We start from the raw sequence: 20,701 nt of genomic DNA on the forward strand, positions 1-20,701 counted from the left end.
TTATTATTAAGTGTGAACAAAATGCTAATAGATAAATAGTCGCTGTTGCTTATTGGCAAGAACGCTAGGAGGAGGTTATTATGGCATATAGAATGATTTTAAACGAACGCTCTTACTTCGGAGCAGGGGCAATTGAGAATATTCCAGTAGAGTTTAAAGGACGTGGATTAAAGAAGGCAGTTGTTATTACTGATAAAGGCTTGCTAAAAGCTGGTGTAGTAGATAATGTTACTGCTATTTTGGATAGAGAAAATATTGATTATGAAATTTTCGATGAAGTTAATCCAAACCCATCAGTTGACAATGTTAAAGCAGGTGTAGAATTTGTTAAAAATGCAAATGCAGATTGCTTAATTGCTATAGGTGGTGGTTCTTCAATGGATACAGCAAAAGCTGTTGGTATAATTATTGAAAATCCTGAATTTGCAGATGTTGTCAGCCTAGAAGGTGTTGCAGATACTAAACACAAAGCCATGATGACTTTCGCAGTTCCTACAACAGCAGGTACTGGTGCAGAAGTTACAATCAACTACGTTATTACTGATACAGCTAATAAACGTAAATTTGTTTGTGTAGACCCTAACGATATCCCTGATGTTGCATTTGTAGATAGTGACTTAATGATGTCAATGCCAGCTAAATTAGCAGCAGCTACAGGTATGGATGCTTTGACACACGCTATTGAAGGTTACATCACACCAGGTGCATGGGAAATGAGTGACATGGTTCACATCAAAGCAATTGAAATGATTGGTGCAAATATTAGAGCAGCTGTAAAAGGTGATCCTAAAGCTAGAGAAAATATGGCAACAGGTCAATATATTGCAGCTATGGGATATTCAAACGTAGGATTAGGTTTGGTCCACGGTATGAGTCACCCACTAAGTGCTTGGTACGGAATAGCTCATGGTCAAGCTAATGCAATTTTACTTCCAACAGTAATGCGTTATAACAAAGACTTTACCGGTGAAAAATATAGAGATATTGCAAAAGCTTTAGGCGTAGAAAATACAGAATCTATGTCAATTGAAGAAGCAAGAGATGCAGCTTGTGATGCAGTTCTACAAATTGCTAAAGATGTAGAAATGACAGAGAAATTGTCAGACTTAGGCGTAAAAGCAGAAGATTTACCAGAGATCGCAAAAGATGCTTTGGCAGACGTTTGTACACCAGGAAACCCAAGAGAAGCAAAATTAGATGAAATCCTAGAGTTATACAAATCATTGATGTAGGATTTTAATTTTAAATATATTAATTTTGTATAGATTATTAGAGCTACGTGGCAAAATCTTGTCACGTAGCTTTTGTTTTTGGTTTTCTTATATTCTTATACTGTTCGCGATGTATTTTTGTTAGAATGTATGCAAAGTGGAATATAATATATTCGTACGGTCTCGGTATGTGACAGATTTGATTAGTAAAAAGTTTAATTAAAAGAAAAGGAATGAAAAAATATGGATTTTAAAGCGTTATTAAAAGCAGGTGGAGTTTTTGTAGTAGTTGTTATTGCCTTGTGGTTTACAAGAGGAGTATTTAACTTTATCTCTAAATGGATTGTTTCTCCAGGATTAGTACTTGTCGCTTTGGTTATTGCATTTTTTGCATATAAATTCTTTAGGGGTCAAGATAATAACAACAAAAATATAAATGCAAATTCAAACACTAATACAAACACAAATTCTAGCAGTGTTAATAATCAAGACGATTTTAATTAATTAGTTAGTTAGGGTAGTTAGGGAAAAATAATTGGAAAATAGAGCAAAAAAGAAAATTTTAATCTTGTCTAGTGGTACAGGTAGTGGGCACAATAGAGCGGCTGAAGCTATTATTGAAGCCTGGGAAGCCAAAGGCATGGAATGCAAAATGTATGATATTCTGAGCTTCTTCAGCGAAAAAGCCAGAGAGACGATCATTAATATGTACAACGGTGCAGTTAATAGTCTGGCAGAAGGCTGGGGAATCCTCTACAGAACCGCAGAAATAACTGACAAGATTTCTTTCTTTGCGCCAACTTACTGGTTTAATAGTACATACGCTAAGAAATTGTATGAACATATTAAGAAAGAAAAATACGATGCGGTTGTTTGCACGCATATGTTCTCTATGGAAACAGTTACTAAGTTGAAAAGAGAAGGATATTTAAAAATCCCAACTTTTGCAGTAATTACCGACTATGCTATGTACCCATTTGTGGCAAAAACTGATGTTGATTATTATTTTGTATCTTGTCCGGAGGTCAAAGCAGCTTTTCTTGAGCACGATTTCTCTGAAGATAGGATTATTGTTTCAGGAATTCCAGTTTCAGCTAAATTTAGTGCAGACTTAAGTAAGGAAGAGGCAAGAAAGCAATTGAACTTGCCAGTAGAAGATGACGTCTACCTAATCATGATGGGTGGTACAGGATTTGGAAATGCGAATGAACTAACAGACAGTATTTTGAAAAAGTCCCCGAAAGCTTATATTGTCGTTTTCACTGGTAATAATTCTAAGCTCAAAAAAGAATTTGAAGAAGAATATTCAGGTTCAGAAAATGTAATTGCTTTAGGCTTCACAGACAAAGTTCATTTGTATATGCGAGCTGGAGATGTTTTGCTTACAAAGCCAGGAGGTTTAAGTAGTACTGAAGCCTGTGTAGCAAATATTCCTTTGGTACACACTCGTGCAATACCAGGTCTAGAGACAGATAATTTAGAATATTTCATAAAAAAAGGTATGAGTGCGACTGCAGATAGTGCAGAAGGTTTTGCAGAACTAGCATACAAATTAATTAACGATAAAGTGGCTGCGACAACTATGCGCAAAGCTCAGACTGAAAATACTAATGCTGATTCGGCTAAAGATATTGCTGAGTTTATTTTGGAGAAGGTGCAGTAGGTTCGCTATTCTTTCTATTGCAGTAGCCATGTAAATTGACAAGCAAATTTTTGTCAAGTAAACTTTATAGGCGTTTGATTTTATTTTGACGTCAAAAGATGTTTAATAGGAGGTTAATTAAATTGGATACTTATCCCAGTTATACAAGTCAAAGGAAAATCCAGATACAAAATTTAATTAATCACTAAAAATAGTGAGAGTCTTTACTTTGCTATTTTTGGTGAGCGAATGGAGGTTCTCATGAAAATATTCAAAAAGCTGAAATCAGCTAATGATCCTAAAATTCAGGGAAATACACAAAAAAATAAGATAGATAATTTAAAGAAGTTTTCTAATGCTTCTGTAGACGAAACTCTTGCAATGCTTGAAACTAGAGTTGAAGGTTTGACGACCTCAGAGGTTGAAGCTAGACGAGAGCAATATGGAATGAATGAGTTTGAACAAGCTGATAAGCATACAATGCTTGGCAGATTATTTGAGGCTATTATTAACCCTTTTAATATAATTTTGTTGATTATCGCTGCAGTTAGTTTTGTTACAGACGTTATTATTAGCCAAGAGTCTGACTACCTTACAATAATAATAATTTTATTTATGGTGGCTTTATCTTCTATAGTAACTTTCATACAAAGTAGAAACTCTGACAAAGCTGCTGCAAGTCTACATAGCTTGGTTGCTAATACTTGTCATGTGTACAGAAACAATGAATTAGTTGAAATCAATATAGATGAAGTTGTTCCAGGTGATATTGTTTATTTGTCATCAGGCGATATGTTGCCAGCAGACGTTAGATTTATTAGAGTGAAAGATACTTTTATTTCTCAATCTGCTCTTACTGGTGAATCTCAACCTATTGAGAAATACGTTGATGTTCAGACTCCGGACCAAGATTTAACTGATATTGAAAATATTGCACTACTGGGTTCAGATCTGGTTAGTGGTAGTGCATTAGGAGTAATTTTAACTACTGGTTCTAACACTTACTTCAGTAGTATTGCAGATGCAGCAAGTAGTGATAAAGCAGAATCTAGTTATGATAGAGGCATTTATTCAGTCAGTAAACTTCTTTTGCGAATGATGCTCTTGTTGGTACCAATAGTATTTGCGATTAATGCTTTCGTCAAAGGTGATTGGCTAAACGCTTTATTATTTTCAGTAAGTCTAGCAGTTGGTCTAACTCCTGAGATGTTGCCAGTAATCATGACCACTACGCTTTCACGTGGTGCGGTTAACATGAGTAAAAGAAAAGTTATTGTTCGTAAACTTGGTTCAATTCAAACATTCGGTGAAATGGATATTCTTTGCACAGACAAAACAGGTACTTTGACCGAGGATAGAATTGTTCTAGAAAAATACATGGATCTAAATGGTCAGGATGATAGAAGAGTGTTACGCCATGCTTACCTTAACTCCTACTTCCAAACAGGGTTGAAAAACCTAATAGATGTTGCAGTAATTAATAGAGCGAATAAATATGATATGAGCGATATCTTGAATGACTATGAAAGGATTGATGAGGTCCCATTTGACTTTGCTAGACGTAGAATGAGTGTTGTTCTTGAAGATAAGAATGGGAAACGTCAGCTAATCACAAAAGGTGCTGTTGAAGAAGTTATGGATATCTGTAGCTTTGCTGAAATTAATGGGGAAGTTTTGCCGTTAGAGGAGCAAGAAATTAAAATTGCTATGAATACCTATAGAGAACATAATGATGCAGGTTTACGCATGATTGCTGTTGCTCAAAAGAATGAGGTTCCAGAAGCGGGTGCTTTCTCAGTTGAAGACGAAAGTGACATGGTTCTCATTGGATTTGTAGCCTTCTTAGATCCACCAAAAGAAAGCGCTGAAGAAGCTATTAGAATTCTTAAAGAGTATGGTGTAAGACCAATAGTCTTAACTGGAGACAGTGAAGGTGTAGCGATGAAAGTATGCCAGAAGGTTGGCATTGACGTACATTATCACTACCAAGGGCACGAAGTAGAAACGATGAGTGATGCTCAACTTCAAGAAGCTGTAGAAAAAGCTAATTTATTCAGTAAACTTTCTCCAATGCAAAAAGAAAGAGTTGTCAAAGCCTTACAAGTTAAAGGTCATACAGTTGGATATATGGGAGATGGTATAAATGATACACCTGCTCTAAGACAGGCAGACGTTGGTATCTCTGTAGATTCAGCAGTTGATATAGCGAAGGAAACAGCGGATATAATCTTGCTCGAAAAAGATTTGATGGTACTAGAAAACGGTATAATCGAGGGAAGAAAAACTTTCGGAAACATGATGAAGTATCTGAAACTTGCTGTTAGTGGTAATGTCGGAAATATGATTTCTGTTATAGTAGCAAGTATATTCTTGCCATTCCTACCTATGCTTCCAGTACAAATTCTAGCTCAGAACCTACTTAACGACTTTGCTCAAATGGGTATAGCGCTAGATAACGTTGATGCTGAGTACGTCCGCAAACCAAAGAGATGGGATACAAAAGAAATCCAAGAATTCATGTGGATTATGGGCCCTGTAAGCTCTATATTCGATATATGTATCTTCATTGCACTATGGTTTGGTATGGGTTTCAACACAGTAGAACAAGCTATGTACTTCCAGGCAGGTTGGTTTGTCTTCGGTACAATATCTCAAATTTTGATTATTTACTTGCTGAGGACTGAGAGAATACCATTCTTTAAGAGTAAACCAGCTAAGGTGTTAGTCGGCTTAACTTTATCCGTAACAGTGGCTGTTTTGGCACTTGCGTTTACGCCTTTAGCCATAAGTTTAGATATGGGAATTCTAAGCTGGAATTACCTGCTTTACTTGATACCTGTCCTTTTAGGATATGCTCTAACAACAGAATGGGTGAAGAATATAATGAACAAAAATAAGTAGTAGGGTAAAGGTTTAAAGGCCTTACTAGCAGATTTATAAAATTACTAAATAGCACGGCTAAAGGATGATATCCACTAGCTGTGCTATTTTTTATCTCAAAACTAGTTGTAAAGCGTTTTCTCCTTTGAATCAGGATATATTTCATTAAATAAAGGTTTTTTGAATGTTGATTATGTTAGGGAAATGTATGTTTTGTAATTAGAAAGTTGTGAATTTGCTTAGTACTGACTGCTCATATAATAGCTTAATGTGATTATTCAAAACATGTTTGGTAATATTGCACAAAAAACTTGATTTATTTGTGGCTGATGGCTATACTTTAACCTGTTGATTTATTTATTCGTATTTGGAGGGTGTGATGAAAAAAATATCTAGTAAGATTCTTGCTGGTATTAGTGCCTTTAGCATTTTATTAAGCTCAGCATTAATAACAGAGAAAATTAACGTAAGCGCTCAAGAGAGTCTAAGTTCGAGTGAAGAAGCTATTCAAGAATATAAATATAATCCTGAATCAACTGCTTTGTTCCCTAAGACTTTATTGAACTGGAGTCCAGAAACAGATAGTGATGCAATCTATAATGTATCACGTGTACCTCTTGCTTCAAGAGTACAAGGTGAACCAGTTAATGAGCATCAAAGTACAAAAGCTAAAGTCATGTCATTGGCAATCGCAAATAAGCATACTGCAGGAACTCCTTCACAAGGTGGCTCTGATAAGGCTGTTTATAATTTTACAAACTGGCAATACGTAGACTATTTGATAGCGTGGGCAGGATCAGCAGGTGAAGGTATTATCGTACCTCCAAGTGGTGACCTAACAGACTCCGCTCATAGAAATGGTGTACCAGTTTTGGGTACAGTATTTTTCCCACCAGAAGCTTATGGTGGTAGATCTACTTGGGTAGATGAATTTGTTGTTAAGGCAGAAGATGGTTCATTTCCAGTAGCAGATAAGTTAATCGAAATGGCTAATTATTATGGTTTTGATGGTTGGTTTATTAACCAAGAGACTAATGTAAGCCGAGCAACAGCAACAGCTCTACAAGAATTTATGAAATACTATCAGGAAAATAAACCTGAGAATCAGCATTTGACTTGGTACGATTCTATGCTCCCTAGCGGAGGTGTTTCATGGCAGAATCAACTTAATGATAGAAATGCTAAGTTCTTCCAAGATGGCAATACTAAAGTTTCAGATTCTATTTTCTTAAACTTCTGGTGGAATGCAGATATGTTGAGAAGTTCAGGCGAATTAGCTAAATCATTAGGCAGAAATGAGTATGAAGTATTTGCAGGTTTAGATGTACAACAACACGGTACAAATATGAGGACTACTCCTGAGAATATTTATCGAAGCGGTCAGGGTGATGCTCCGTTGTCCTATGCTCTATATTGTCCAGATTGGACTTTGAGAAATGGTGCTAACCATGATGTCGATAAATTCCAAGAAAATGAGCAGGACTTCTGGATAAACGCCGCAGATGATCCAAGACAAATTTCTGCAACAGGTAATTGGTATGGAATGTCAAAATATGTAGTAGAAAAAACTCCTGTAATTTCATATCCATTCATTACTAATTTCAATAATGGTGTTGGTGAGAATTTATACTCTGAAGGTAAAATAATTAATCCAGGATCATTCAATAATAGAAGTTTACAAGATATTATGCCAACTTATAAATGGATAATTGATAATGGCGAAGGAAATAGCCTAAAAGCTAGATTTACCTATGAAGATGCTTTCAATGGAGGTTCTTCAGTAAAACTAAGTGGTAATATGGCAGCTGGTTCTGAATCATTTATTAAACTTTATGCAAGTCAACTATCATCAGACAAAAACTTAACTGCTGAAGTTATAACTAAGGGTGCAGATAAAGTTAAACTAGTTCTTGAGACTAACGAAGGAACACTAGAATTTGATGCTGGTAATACAGAAAGTATAAATTCTTGGACAAAATCTACTTTTGATCTAAGCGAAGTAAAAAATAAAGTTGTTAAATCAATTGGCTTAAAACTAGTAGTAAATGAGGCTCAAGAAGCGAATATATTCATAGGTAAAATTTCATTAGTTGAAGATGGCGAAATTGAATCTCCAAATAAAATAGAAAATCTAAAAGTAGTTGGTAAGACTGTTCAAGATGATTTGACTGAGAGCGCCAGATTATCTTGGACTGATGCAGGTAAAAATGCATACACATATAACCTATATGAAGTTAATAATGGCGAAGAAACATTATTGGCAAGTACTTCAAATAATGCATTTACTTTGTTGAATCAAAAACGAAATGATGCTGATGAAATAACATACAAAGTGTATCCAGTTAATGCTATTGGTCAAGAAGCAAAAGATAAAGGTGCAGAAGTAAAATATACTTTTAATAAGTTGAATACACCTGATATAAACTTCAATGCTGAGACAACATTTGCTAAAGCTGGTGATGAGATTAAAATTGAAGCTAAAACTTCTCCATCAACCACAAAAATCGAGTGGGTAATTAATGGTGGTGAAATAGTAGAGCAAGAAGGAAATAAAGTAGTTGTAAAATATGAAAAAGCTGGTGTATATACAGTAATTGCTGAAGCAAGTAACAAAGTAGGTACCAGTAAAGCAGAGAAAAAGAATTACATTTATGTCTATGACGAAAACTCAGATTTAACCGTAGAAAACTTAGCTCGTAAAGTAAATTCTCCAGATGCATTTTCAGGTTCTGGTTTTGTAAATTATAGTGAAAGTTATAGACAAGCCTTTGATGGTATCAAGAGTACCAAATGGTGTGATAACTCTAGCGATCAACCATATATTGTAATTGATTTAGGATCTGTAAAAACAATTACAGGATTCAACCTTTTCCATGCTGAAGCTGGTGGTGAAGGTTCCAATATGAACACTAAAGATTACGATATTTCTGTAAGCTTAAATGATAAAGAATGGCATAAAGTTGTAGAACGTAGAGATAACACAGCTGGAATTACCTCAGACAATATCGGCATGACCGAAGCCAGATATGTAAGACTAGATGCCCTAAGAGCAGAGCAAAGTGGTAATGTCGCTAGAATTTATGAATTCGAAATCATGGGTGTTGATGGTACTGGTTTTGAAGTCGCAGAGAATGCTGAGCTTATATCAGAATTGAGAGATAAGATATATGAAGCTGAGAATAATAATGTCTCTGCTGAAGCGATAGAATCAGCAAAAGCAGTTCTAGAATCTGACAATGTAACAGCTGATGAAATTAAAGCAGAAATAGATAAATTGAATAATCTTTTAGGTAATGAAACTGGAGAGGAGCCAGAAGAAGTACTTAAAGGTATAGAAAAAAATAATGTAATTCCATTTGCTAAGTGGAGTGAAGCCGATATTATTTCACAAGTAAACGATGGTGTTGTAAGTTACGATGACAACCCTAGAAGCAGATGGTCAGATTGGAAGAGAAATGATCAGCTAGCTGAGAACTGGATTGCATTAGCTTTCGGCTCTCCAGTGGATACTAGAGAAGTTAAACTTAATAGTTTAGATATAGACTTTTTCTACGATACAGGTTGTCAATTGCCTGAAGAATATATTGTTGAAACATTCGTAGGTGATAGTATTGAACCTTTACCAGAAATGTTCTCTTATGCAGAAGGTTCAGTATTTGACAATGATGATAACTGGCAAGAAGTAAAATACATTAATCATTCAAGTGCTGTTGCAAATGGAACAACTACTGTTGAGTTTGAAGAAGTAACAACAAAAGCAATAAGAGTTAAGATGAAAGCGAAGACTGGTAAATCACTTGCAGTAACAGAGATTACAAGTCATGGTGAATTTGTTGATAAATCTGAAATTGCACAAGGTTTGACAGAAGCTGAACTTTTAGATGCTATAAATTCTCTACCTAACCTTGCAGAAAGACATAAGGAAGACTTTAGAAGGTTAATTGGTACAAAAACCAATGAAAATGTTCTGAAAGAAGCACAAGAGGCAGATGCTAGGTTGTTCAAGTATGAAAATATGGAACTACCAAGCAAACCAGAAATGAAGGAATTGAAAGAACCATTGTACGGTGGTTGGTTCAGAACCTGGCATGATAAATACGCTGAGCCAAATTCAATTATGCCAAACTCATTTGGAGAAATTCCTGCAGAAGTAGATATGGCATTTGTGTTTACAGATGACACAAAAGACTACAGTATATTCTGGGACAAACTTGCTAATGAGTATGTACCAAAATTGAACAAACAAGGAACAAGAGTACTAAGAACAATAACAGTAAGGGATACATATTTTGACCTTTCAAGTTGGGCTGGAAATTTCCCTAATACAGAAGAAGGAAATAAAGAGAGAGCAGCTTTCTTGGTATACCACTATGTAAATAGGTTTGGTCTTGACGGACTTGACGTAGATATTGAGTATCATGATACAGTTGGTAGATCCGAATGGAACGAAGAGACTATGCAACAATCTGTTGAAGTAATGCGAGAAATGGCAAGACTACTTCATCAAAACGGCAAGCTCTTTATGATTGATACAAATATGAATCCAGAGCAACCTGTTCTAACCGGAATTTATGATTATGCAGATTATGTTCTACTACAAGCTTACGGTAGATCTTCAGATCAAGTTGCACTTGATGGACAATGGGAAGGCTTCAATAAATATATTGAGCCTGAGAAATTTATGCTAGGCTTCTCTTTCTATGAAGAAGGAGACCGTAACGGTTGGAATGATATATCTGATCAAGTGGAAGGTTCAAGAGCGGAGGCATACGCTAAGTGGCAACCACAAAATGGTAAAAAAGCAGGTATCATTGGCTATGCTATAGATAGAGATGGTGTGAGATTTGGTGACGACACTATTAAACATACTGACTATAGTCAATCAAAAGAGTTGAAGAGAATAATGCTAGCAGAGAGCGGAATAACTGAAGTGGATAAATCAAATCTAGAAGCTCTAATTAATGAAGCGGAATTGATTAATCAAGATAAATTCACAGAAGAGTCATTAGAAAAACTAAGTGAAGCTTTAGAAAACGCAAAAGCAGTATTTGAAAATACTGAATCTACTCTAGAAGAAGTTAAAGCTGCTGAAGATGAGCTATCTGATGCATTAGGAGGTCTTGAGGAAAAAGCTCCAGAACCTACTAAGTCAACCCAAGATAGTTTAAGAGAATTATGGGAAGTAATAAACAAAGCTAATGACATTGATACAAGTAAATATGAAGAAAATTCAGTCAACTTGTTGAAGCAAGAAATTGTTGAAGCAACAGAGTTTGCTGTAACTGCTATGTTTAACCCTAATTTGAGAACTGAGGATATAGATGCTGTAAAAGCAAAATTACAGAACAGAATAGATGGACTTGTAGAACTTGATCCTGAGGTAAGTGAACCAACTGAGACCACTACTGAGACTTCAGAGACTACAGAAACATCAGAGACAACAGAACCTGAAGTAACTGAACCATCAGAAACAACAAAACCTGAGGTAACAGAACCATCAGAAACAACTAAAACAACAGAGTCAGATGAAACTGAAAATACATCTTCAGAAGTGGAGAGTACAAGTTCTACAACAACTGAAAAAGTTCCTGAAGTGACTGAACCATCTGAAACTTCTGAAGAGACAACAAGCTCAGCAACAAGTTCAGAGTCAAAAGAGACAAGTTCAGAAGTACCAAGTGAACCTAGTGAAAAACCTACAAGACCAACTGAACCTACAAAACCAACAAGTAAACCTACTGATCCTATTGTGGATGAAGATGATTCAAATAGACTAGGTTTAGCGAAGGACTCACCAATCAAAGACGTTAAAATTGTTGATGTTCAAGGTAAGCATGCAGGTTATTTCTTAAGAATAGAAAAAGTTGAGTCTGCAAACAAACGTGAAGTTTATGATATTAAACTATTCGATAGCAATGGCAAACAGGTACAAGCACAAGGAGATATAACAATTGAATTAAACTTAGGCATTGAGATTGAAAAAGGTGAAGAAATTATCCTAACTCACGTATTGAGTAACGGTGAAAAAGAAAACCTTTCAGTTGAAATGAATGGTAATAAGGCTAGATTTACAACTTCAAGTTTCTCTGAATTTATATTTGAAGCTAAAAAGGCTGAAAATCAGACAAGTACTAGTGTAAATCCAAGTTCAAGTACTAAAGCAGACATGACAAAAACTGGAGAGACAGTAGTGTTTGCAAGCTTACCAATAATTATGTTGGGAGTAGCTTTAGCAATAATTATTGTCAGAAGAAGATTGAATGGGGATGCTTAATACTTAAGTGATAGCATTAGCCTAGAAGTAATATAATTTTTCTGAAACAGGTGGTTTCTCGTTTGGAGGCCACCTGTTTTATAGTTTATAAGTGATAGTCTATTTAAGAAAATTTTAACGGAGTATGTAGAGTTTTAAACTGAACTTCCTACATAGTAGAATTATCGTTACAAAAAGAGTAAAATTGTCTAAATAAATGGTACGGACAATTAGCTCAGTTGGTTAGAGCGCATGCTTCACATGCATGAGGGCGCCGGTTCAAGTCCGACATTTCCCACCAAGGTTAAAGCCTGTAACCATCGTGGTTTGCAGGCTTTTTAAAATTTAATCTTGAAGATCTGTATCAGTTACTTGATTAAATTTCAGGAGATTATAAAAATGGAAAATAAACAAAAGAATGTGATGGATGAAGATAAGCATAAAAAATGGGTTGAAGAAGTTTATGAGTATTACAGTCGCAGTAAAAAATTTACTATTGAGTATAAAGGCGAGGGTTACTCTATAGACTATGATGGTCCAGGACTATCGGTTAGAAAGTCCTATGATAATTCAGGAGATCCTATTTTCACAATGCCTCTTGATACACCTCAAGATGTATTTTTGGATTCATTTATGTTAGAAGGTAAATCATTTAAACAAAGATTTGAAGAGAATGATGAGAATTTAAAAATTTGGCATTTATATTAAATGTTAATAAATTTAGATAGTTAAAAAGAGTTGCCTCGCAACTCTTTTTTTATCGAAAAAACACAGTAAAAACAGGCAAAACTGCCGCGAATATCCAAGAGAAATGTGTTAATCTTATAGGTGGATCTATTCAGTTGTTCAGTGCTTACTGTATACTGAATAGTAAATAAAAGCATGAACTATCTATTATCTATGCTAATGGGAAGGGACGAGTTTTAATGAGAAAACAAAGAGTTTTGCTGACTGGTGCCACCGGCTCTATGGGAGAGGAGACTTTAGCAGCGTTAATTAAAGATATAGATATTCAAGATATTGTTGTTTTTGCTATAGATAGTGAAAGAGACAGATCTGTAATTGCAAAATATGAGGAATTCCTTGGAAGTGGTTTAGAGGTAATTTGGGGAGATTTGACCAGTTACTATGATTGTAGGAGAGCAGTGCGTAATGTAGATATAGTCCTACATTTAGCAGCTTTAGTTTCTCCTTTAGCAGATAAAAACCCTCAACTTGCCATGGAAGTAAATCTTGGATCCACATATAATTTATTGCATGCTATAAAAGAAGAGAGAAAAGAAAACGACATTAAATTTCTTTATATTGGAACAGTCGCAGAGACTGGAGATCGCTTGCCACCTATTCATTGGGGAAGAATTGGCGATCCAATTAAACCAAGTATTTATGATTATTATGCTGTTAGTAAAGTTGCAGCTGAGAGAGCTGTTATAGAGTCAGGCTTGAAATATTGGGTTAGCTTCAGGCAAACAGGTATTGTCGGTAGCGGCATGACTAAAATTTTTGAACCGATCATTTTACATAATCCTTTGAATAATGTATTGGAATATATTTCAGATAGTGACTCTGCTGAGCTTTTGCGAAGTTTTTGTCGCCAAATCAAGGAAAATGAGATCCCTGAAGAGTTCTGGCAACATTGCTATAACATGGGTGGTGGAGATACTAATAGAGCTAGTGGTATTGAGCTTTACGAAAGAGTTTTTGCCATTGTAGGTTTTCACAGAGTTAGAGAAGCTCTAGAGCCGAAGGTTATTGCCTCAAATAACTTTCATGGACAATATTTCTTAGACTCTTATAAGCTTGAGGAGCAGTTTAAGTTTAGAACTAATAGTTTAGATTATTTTTATAAAGAGTATGCTAAGCGTATTGGAAGGTCTGCGAAATGGATTTATAAGATGCGTAATTGGGCTGGCGTACAGAAGTTAATTGCTTGGATTATTCGCAGATTGTTTAGAAGCTTAGGAAAAAGAAAAGGCGGTACAATTCGAGGCGTTAAGCAATTAGGAGAGCCATATATTGCTGCTTATTGGGGCAGTAAAGAGTATTGGGAATCGCTGCCAAGTTCATTTGCAGAGTTGCCTGACGAGCTGTTTAGACCCCTTAATCTCTATGATGTTGTAGAAATTGACCATGGGTACGATGACACTAAACCTGAGTCAGAATTGACTTATGAAGATGTTAAAGCTGCTGTGGAATTTAGAGGTGGAGAATTACTATCTAAGTCGATGCAAACAGGTAACTGGCAAAATAAATTGGAGATGCGTTGTGCTTTCGGCCATGAGTTTAGTGCTTCACCGAGGTTGATTTTGCATGCTGGACATGGTTGTCCGAAATGCGAAAACAAGAGCTGGAATTATGGTAACAGAGCCAAGTTTAATAAGTTTTTGGCACAAGTCTGGTATCCTCTACATCCGGAAAATGAGCCTGTCTTTGAATATGAAAAAACTGTGCATCCTGATATTATTTTTGAAAACAATGTTTCGCCAAAAGAAGATCGTTTTATTTAATATTTCAGTTGTCCTGGCATGCTGCTAAGTGATCCAGATGTGTTTATAATATTTATGCTGAGGTCATGGGCTGTTCATATTTTCCGCCTATAATGTAAGATAACTTTTCGATAAGATCTCGATAAGTTAAACAATTAAATGGAGGAAAAAACATGAAAAAATTATTAAGTACAGGATTAAGTTTAGCTTTAGCACTTACCTTAGCTGCTTGTGGAACTACTACAAAGCCTACAGCAGATGCTGGAGCTGCAAGTTCTGAGAATGTTGAAAATACAACTACAGAAAATGTAGTAGAAGATGATAAGATGGATGAGACATCAGCTAATGAATCATCAGCTGATGCTGCAGAAACTAAAGCTACTGAAGGTGAAACTTCAAACATTAAATTTTTAAGCATCGTAGACATAAGCAAGAAGGCTTTAGATTTAGCTGGAAATGAAGGTATAGTTACAAAAATCGACTTGGATAAAGAACGTAACACATATGTATACGAAGTTGAGGTAGAGGCACCAGGAGTAGAGCATGAAATTAAGTTCAATGCAGAAAATGGTGAAATTGTTAAACACGAAAAAGATAAAAGTGATGACTACAATGAGATTAAAGCTAAAACAGCTGGAATTATGTCAATAGAAGAAGCTATAGAGAAAATCAAGGCTAACTCAGACTTCACAAATCCTTTTGTACACTCAATTGAGCTAGATGAAGATGATAATCTAGTTAAGTATGAAGCAGAGGTTCGTTCTGATAGCAAAGAGTACGACATAGATATTGATGCAAAATCAGGTGAAGTTTACAAACTAGAAGTTGATGATGATAAGTTCTTCGACTTTGACTTTGATTTTGATTAAGGAATAATGAGCTTAACCCTAATCTGCGAAGATTAGGGTTTTGTTTATATTGATCATGAGATCAAGGATTTATCTTATAGGAATTTGGTAAATCGAAATAAATATACCTTTAAGATTTAAGATTTGCGTTAAAATAGATATAAGTCTAAAAAGTATTGGAGGAAGTACTATGCAAACATTAAAGACAATAAAAGCAGTTGCTAAAACATTTTTAGTAGTGACAGGAGTTTACTTTGTACTATATTACTTAGATTACAAAGAAATAGGTAAAGACGTAAAAAGAGCAAAAAAAGCCAAGAGACGTTGGTTCTAGGGGTTTGCTCAGATTTAATTAAGTTTTAGTATTTACTTCTAAATAAAATACAAATAGAAAATAGAATAAATTTGGAGTATAAAAATGAGCGAGGCATTTTCAAGAGTCAAAGAGATCATTCAAGCAGGTGTGGACGAAAAAGTTTTCAGTGGAGCTGCACTAGGAATTTCACTTTATGGCGAGACAGTTGTTGAAGAGTATTTTGGCGAAACTTCTTTTGAAACTGATGCAAAACCGATCGACAAAGATACAAGATTTGACTTAGCAAGTATATCAAAGATTTTTTCAACAACTTCTATAGCTTTGAGATTTATTGATAGAGGCTTACTGAGAGTTTATGACAAGGTTGGAGACTTTTTCCCAGAAGCAACAACTGTAAAGGATACTACCGTTTTGGAATTGATGTCACATACTAGTGGGCAACCGGGACATTATAAAATGTGGGAAGAAGCAAAAGGTAGTTCTTCTGAAGAGATAAGAGATGTCTTATTCCATAGAGAGTTAAAAAATGAACCTGGAAAAGTAGAAGAATACAGCTGCATGGGTTACTTAATACTTGGTGAAATTTTGAAGAAGATCTCAGGTAAAACATTAGATGTACTATTTGAAGAAGAAGTTGTAAAACCTTTAGGTATTAAAGACACATCTTACGGTCCTATTGATACTAGTAAAATTAAAGTCGCTCAAACAACAGACTTTACCACAGGAGAAGCACTGAATGGTGTCGTTCATGACGAAAATGCTAGATTCCAAGGTGGTGTTAGTGCTAACGCTGGCTTGTTCAGTACTTTACATGATGTTATGAGATATGGTCAAACTTTATATAATAGTGGATTTGTTTATGCTGAAGGTGATGACTTAGAGCAAGCAGCTGAAAGTTTTATAAGTTATGCAACCTTGGATAAAGCTAAATTGAACTATACAGAAGGCCTTGCTCAAGATAGAGGTTTAGGATTTATCTTAGCTAGTAGCAAAAATACATCTTTTGGTGAACTTCTGAGCGATGATGCATTTGGACACACTGGATTTACTGGTACTTCAATTATTGTTGATCAAATGAATGGCTTGGTTATAACAATTCTTACCAACAGAGTTATTCAGAGAAATGATGGTAAAGCAGCGTTTAGATTAAGAGCTCTAGCACATAACTCAATTGTTGCTGATGCCACAAAGTATTACAGTAACTTTTTCCCGGAAACATTTATGGACTAAACACAAAAGAATTTTTTGACAAGTAGGCTTGTTACTAAAATAGAAAAAATTGTTTTTATAATGGTATTAGATTGGATCAAAGAACGTCTTAGCTCGCTAGTATATAGATGTGCAGGTCTAATCTAATATCATTTTTATTTAAAAAAGGAGAAAAACATGGAAAAGAATATAGTAAATAATATGGAAGAATTAATAGGCAAAACACCTTTGTTTAAACCTAATAAATGGCTTAAATCACATGGTTTAGAAAATAGCGAATTTGCTTTTAAGCTAGAAGCCCAAAACCCAAGTGGTTCTGTTAAAGATAGAACAGCTTTAGGTATGATTTTAGCTTTGGAAAAAGCTGGAGAACTTAAAGAGGGTTCTACAATCATTGAGGCGAGCTCAGGAAATATGGCTGTTAGTTTAGCAGCTATTGCAGCTTCAAGAGGATATAAAGCAGTTTTCACAATGCCAGATACTATGACTGAAGAAAGAAGAAAAATGATTAGTGCTTACGGTGCGAAGTTGGTTTTGACCCCGGGAGCAGATGGTATGAATGGTGCAATTGCAAAAGCCAAAGAATTAAATGAAGAGATTGAGAACTCAATTATTCCTTCACAGTTCAAGAATCCTTCAAACCCCGCCTATCACGATGCTACAACAGGTGTAGAAATTTGGGAGCAAACAGCTGGTGAAGTTGATATCCTTGTAGCAGGCGTAGGTACAGGTGGTACAATTTCAGGTGCAGGTAAATATCTAAAAGAGAAGAATCCTGAAATTAAAATTTTTGCAGTAGAGCCTAATACTTCTGCAGTTATCTCAGGCGAAAACCCAGGTAAACATGGTATTCAAGGAATTGGAGCAGGGTTCATTCCAGATAATTTAAATAAAGATTTACTAGATGATGTAATCCAAGTTGATACAGACGCTGCAAAAGAAGCAAGTAGAGAATTAGCAAGAACAGAAGGTCTATTAGTTGGTATCTCAAGTGGTGCAGCTTTGGTAGCAGCTAGAAAAGTTCTAGAAAACCCAGAGTTTGCAGGTAAAAAAGTTGTTACAGTCTTACCAGACTCAGGTGACAGATACTTATCAACAGATACTTTTAAACCAGTTGAAGAATAATCCTATCGGAGATGTATATGCACTCATATCAGAATGTATTAACTGAACTAGATTTAGTTTGTCAGAGAAATAATTTGAATAAGGAAAATGTAGAAGCTATTCCAGAGATTGCTCAAGTTGAGAAGGCTCTGGAGTTAATTCGATCTATAATTTTCCCAGAGTTCTCAAACAAAGGGCATTTGGATATGTCTGCAGAGTTGGCTCAGTTTGTTGAAATAATGGAAGTGGAGATTTGCAGAAGTCTCAACTTAAAACCAGAAATGAAGAACCTTGAAAAAGTTGAACGTCGTAAAGATGCGAAAAAAATCTTAAATGATTATTTATCACAACTTCCAGAAATTTTAGAGCTTTTGTTGGGAGATTTAGAAGCTATTTATGAAGGCGACCCTGCAGCAGAATCACGAATGGAAATTGCTATTTCCTATCTGTCTTATCAGGCAATTGTAATATATAGATTAGCTCATCCATTCTATGAGGCAGGCGTACCAATAATCCCAAAGTTGATGTCAGAGTATGCTCATAAAATAACAGGTATAGATATCCATCCAGGTGCTCAAATCGGCAAAAACTTTTTTATAGATCATGGTACAGGAATTGTTATTGGTGAAACTACAGTTATAGGTGATAATGTAAAGATTTACCAAGGTGTGACTCTGGGGGCTTTGTCCTTGAAAGAAGGAAGAGAGTTGAGAGAAGTTAAACGTCATCCAACTATTGGAAATAAGGTAGTAATTTATGCTAATGCCACAATATTGGGTGGAGATACAGTTATAGGTGATGGTGTAATTATAGGTGGTGGTACCTTTATTACTAAATCTGTTGAAGAAAACACACAAGTTTACTTAGATGCTAAAAAATTACCGATTAAGTCAAGAAAATAAATTGAATTTAGTATAATATGTAGAAGGTAATCTAATTATTTTATGATTAGTGCTAATGAGAGAGTACATAATAGAAAGGGTAATGTATGACTTACTTAAATTTAGTAGAGAAAGAATTAAATGAATTGAAATCAGCTTTGCACGCTGAGGAAGCTGTTTTACAAGAAAATGAATTCCCTGTAGAAGAATTTGAGACATATACCGTAGGTGATATTCTAGTTAAGATGAGAAATCACTATGAAACAGCACCTAATGTAAAGCGTACACTAGCAATGCAGGAGAAAGTAAAAATAGATGTTCTATTGAAGAGCATTGAACATTTAGAAGCGCAATCTGAAGAACTTAACTCTGCAGATGCACACAAGACTCTATTAGAGAATATTGCAGCGGCTAAAGAATATTTTGAGGAGCACACTCGTAGACCAGAGTATGCACACTATGCTGATGGTGAGACAGTTGGCCACATGCCAAAATTCATTTACCTAGATGCAACACAAGCACAATACTTCAACGTATACTTAGCTTACCAAGATTATGCTAGAGCATTGGAAGCAGAAGGATCATCCCTAGAACTAATTCCTGAGTTTATCAGTGTTGATACAGTATCAGAAGCAATGTTCAAATCCTTGATCGATGGTAAAAGTGTTGTGTTTAACCCACAAGGTGATTTGGAATTCTTAGAAAATTTAGAAGCAAAACTTAATTAGACTTATTATTTTAAGTTGAGGTTTATGTAAAATTAATTTATGGCCCCAGTACTATGAATCAAGCTGAAGTTACAGAGTTGATTAAAGAGCTGGGGTTTTTCTGTTTAAGAATGATGTAATTAATAACTCTCTATTAAAGAAATTGATAAATATAAAAGAAAAGGTGATGAGATGAACGAAAATATAGGTATGACATCCCCAAGCAAGGAAAAAGATAATAATAGTATTAAAGTTCTAAGTTATAACTTGCGTATGGATAATCCGGACGACCCTCATGTATGGGCAGAAAGAAAAGCGGTTGCTTTTAATTTGATTAGAGAAGTTAATCCGGATTTAATTGGTTTGCAGGAAGCTCAGGAACATATGTTTAAAGATGTAAAAGAAGAGTTTGAAGAAACCTATTATATTTTTGGTGAGCCGAGATCTTTGGAGGAAGGTACTGAAGCGACTCCTGTTTTAGCCAAAAAAGATAGGTTCAATGTACTATATGAGCATAGTTTCATGTTGTCTGAAACTCCTGATGTAAAATACTCAAAAGGTTGGGATGGGGATCTTGAGCGTATTGCGAGTTTCTTTATTCTTGAAGATAAAGTGGATATGCAAGCGTTCGTATTTTTAAATACTCATTTTGACCATGCAGGAGTTGAGGCAAGGGTCAATTCCTCTTTTCTTATGAGTCAGATTATTGAGTCTTATCATTTCCAAGGTTTAGAGTCGATTTTGACAGGTGATTTTAACGCTACACCAGATTTGGACGATATTAAGGGATTGCTAGATAATCCAGAGCTTAATAATTCTTTTGATAGTATGACTAGTGAAGAACAAGAAAATTCTTTAAGCTTCCATGTATATACAGGTGAGGTTGAAGGTATGCCAATTGATCATATTTTTGTCAGCAAACCTTGGTCTTTGCGAAATGTAAAATTGGAAAGATTTTCTGAGAATGGTATTTATCCATCTGACCATTATCCAATTAGTGCAGAAGTTCATAAGGGATAGAGAATAGAATTGTAGTATAGATTTATAGTTTATCTACTGAAAATTTGCTGTGAAAAGAAACTTAATAGTTTTTAAACGTTAAAATCATCATTGGTTTTAACGTTTTTTATTGTGTAAAAGCATAAATAGAAAAATTCTTTTATG

The 20,701-nt window shown here is 35.2% G+C and carries 14 protein-coding genes and 1 tRNA gene; all 15 read left to right on the forward strand.

What is annotated here, in order from left to right:
- The first annotated feature begins 80 nt into the window (after positions 1-80).
- The 15 genes from fucO to C5Q98_RS00160 all read left to right on the forward strand — a co-directional run bounded on the left by fucO (position 81) and on the right by C5Q98_RS00160 (position 20,557).
- Positions 81-1,232, forward strand: a complete 1,152-nt coding sequence (gene fucO, locus C5Q98_RS00095) for a lactaldehyde reductase (RefSeq protein WP_106011713.1) — start codon at positions 81-83, stop codon at positions 1,230-1,232.
- Between the two features lie 222 nt (positions 1,233-1,454).
- The gene (locus C5Q98_RS00100) at positions 1,455-1,715 is read left to right on the forward strand and encodes a hypothetical protein (protein ID WP_106011714.1); all 261 of its coding nucleotides are present in this window, start codon (positions 1,455-1,457) and stop codon (positions 1,713-1,715) included.
- Between the two features lie 31 nt (positions 1,716-1,746).
- Complete coding sequence (locus tag C5Q98_RS00105; RefSeq protein WP_106011715.1) at positions 1,747-2,874, forward strand: MGDG synthase family glycosyltransferase; 1,128 nt, start codon at positions 1,747-1,749, stop codon at positions 2,872-2,874.
- A 240-nt stretch (positions 2,875-3,114) separates the two neighbouring features.
- The gene (mgtA, locus tag C5Q98_RS00110; RefSeq protein WP_106011716.1) at positions 3,115-5,754 is read left to right on the forward strand and encodes a magnesium-translocating P-type ATPase; all 2,640 of its coding nucleotides are present in this window, start codon (positions 3,115-3,117) and stop codon (positions 5,752-5,754) included.
- A gap of 358 nt (positions 5,755-6,112) precedes the next feature.
- Positions 6,113-12,007: an endo-beta-N-acetylglucosaminidase gene (locus tag C5Q98_RS00115; protein WP_106011717.1), complete on the forward strand. Its 5,895-nt coding sequence runs from the start codon at positions 6,113-6,115 to the stop codon at positions 12,005-12,007.
- Positions 12,008-12,210: 203 nt separating this feature from the next.
- Positions 12,211-12,287: transfer RNA gene (locus C5Q98_RS00120), tRNA-Val, on the forward strand.
- 98 nt (positions 12,288-12,385) lie between these two features.
- Positions 12,386-12,694: a hypothetical protein gene (locus C5Q98_RS00125; protein ID WP_106011718.1), complete on the forward strand. Its 309-nt coding sequence runs from the start codon at positions 12,386-12,388 to the stop codon at positions 12,692-12,694.
- Between the two features lie 218 nt (positions 12,695-12,912).
- Complete coding sequence (locus tag C5Q98_RS00130) at positions 12,913-14,493, forward strand: NAD-dependent epimerase/dehydratase family protein (protein WP_106011719.1); 1,581 nt, start codon at positions 12,913-12,915, stop codon at positions 14,491-14,493.
- 152 nt (positions 14,494-14,645) lie between these two features.
- A complete protein-coding gene (locus tag C5Q98_RS00135; protein ID WP_106011720.1) occupies positions 14,646-15,341 on the forward strand; it encodes a PepSY domain-containing protein in 696 nt (231 codons plus the stop codon).
- 169 nt (positions 15,342-15,510) lie between these two features.
- Positions 15,511-15,654: a hypothetical protein gene (locus C5Q98_RS07685; RefSeq protein WP_158695653.1), complete on the forward strand. Its 144-nt coding sequence runs from the start codon at positions 15,511-15,513 to the stop codon at positions 15,652-15,654.
- A gap of 84 nt (positions 15,655-15,738) precedes the next feature.
- On the forward strand, positions 15,739-16,866 hold the full coding sequence (locus tag C5Q98_RS00140; RefSeq protein WP_106011721.1) for a serine hydrolase domain-containing protein: 1,128 nt from the start codon (positions 15,739-15,741) through the stop codon (positions 16,864-16,866).
- Positions 16,867-17,022: 156 nt separating this feature from the next.
- Positions 17,023-17,970 (forward strand): cysteine synthase A, encoded by a 948-nt coding sequence (cysK, locus tag C5Q98_RS00145; protein WP_106011722.1) that lies wholly within the window; start codon positions 17,023-17,025, stop codon positions 17,968-17,970.
- A 17-nt stretch (positions 17,971-17,987) separates the two neighbouring features.
- Entirely contained in the window at positions 17,988-18,851 is an 864-nt protein-coding gene (gene epsC / locus C5Q98_RS00150; RefSeq protein WP_242967375.1) for a serine O-acetyltransferase EpsC, read from the forward strand.
- 86 nt (positions 18,852-18,937) lie between these two features.
- Positions 18,938-19,558: a hypothetical protein gene (locus tag C5Q98_RS00155; protein ID WP_106011724.1), complete on the forward strand. Its 621-nt coding sequence runs from the start codon at positions 18,938-18,940 to the stop codon at positions 19,556-19,558.
- 171 nt (positions 19,559-19,729) lie between these two features.
- Positions 19,730-20,557 carry an endonuclease/exonuclease/phosphatase family protein gene (locus C5Q98_RS00160; RefSeq protein WP_106011725.1) on the forward strand — a complete coding sequence of 276 codons (828 nt, stop codon included), beginning with the start codon at positions 19,730-19,732 and terminating at the stop codon, positions 20,555-20,557.
- Positions 20,558-20,701 lie beyond the last annotated feature (144 nt).

Source organism: Fastidiosipila sanguinis (assembly GCF_002998295.1).
Classification (GTDB): Bacteria; Bacillota; Clostridia; order Saccharofermentanales; family Fastidiosipilaceae; genus Fastidiosipila; species Fastidiosipila sanguinis.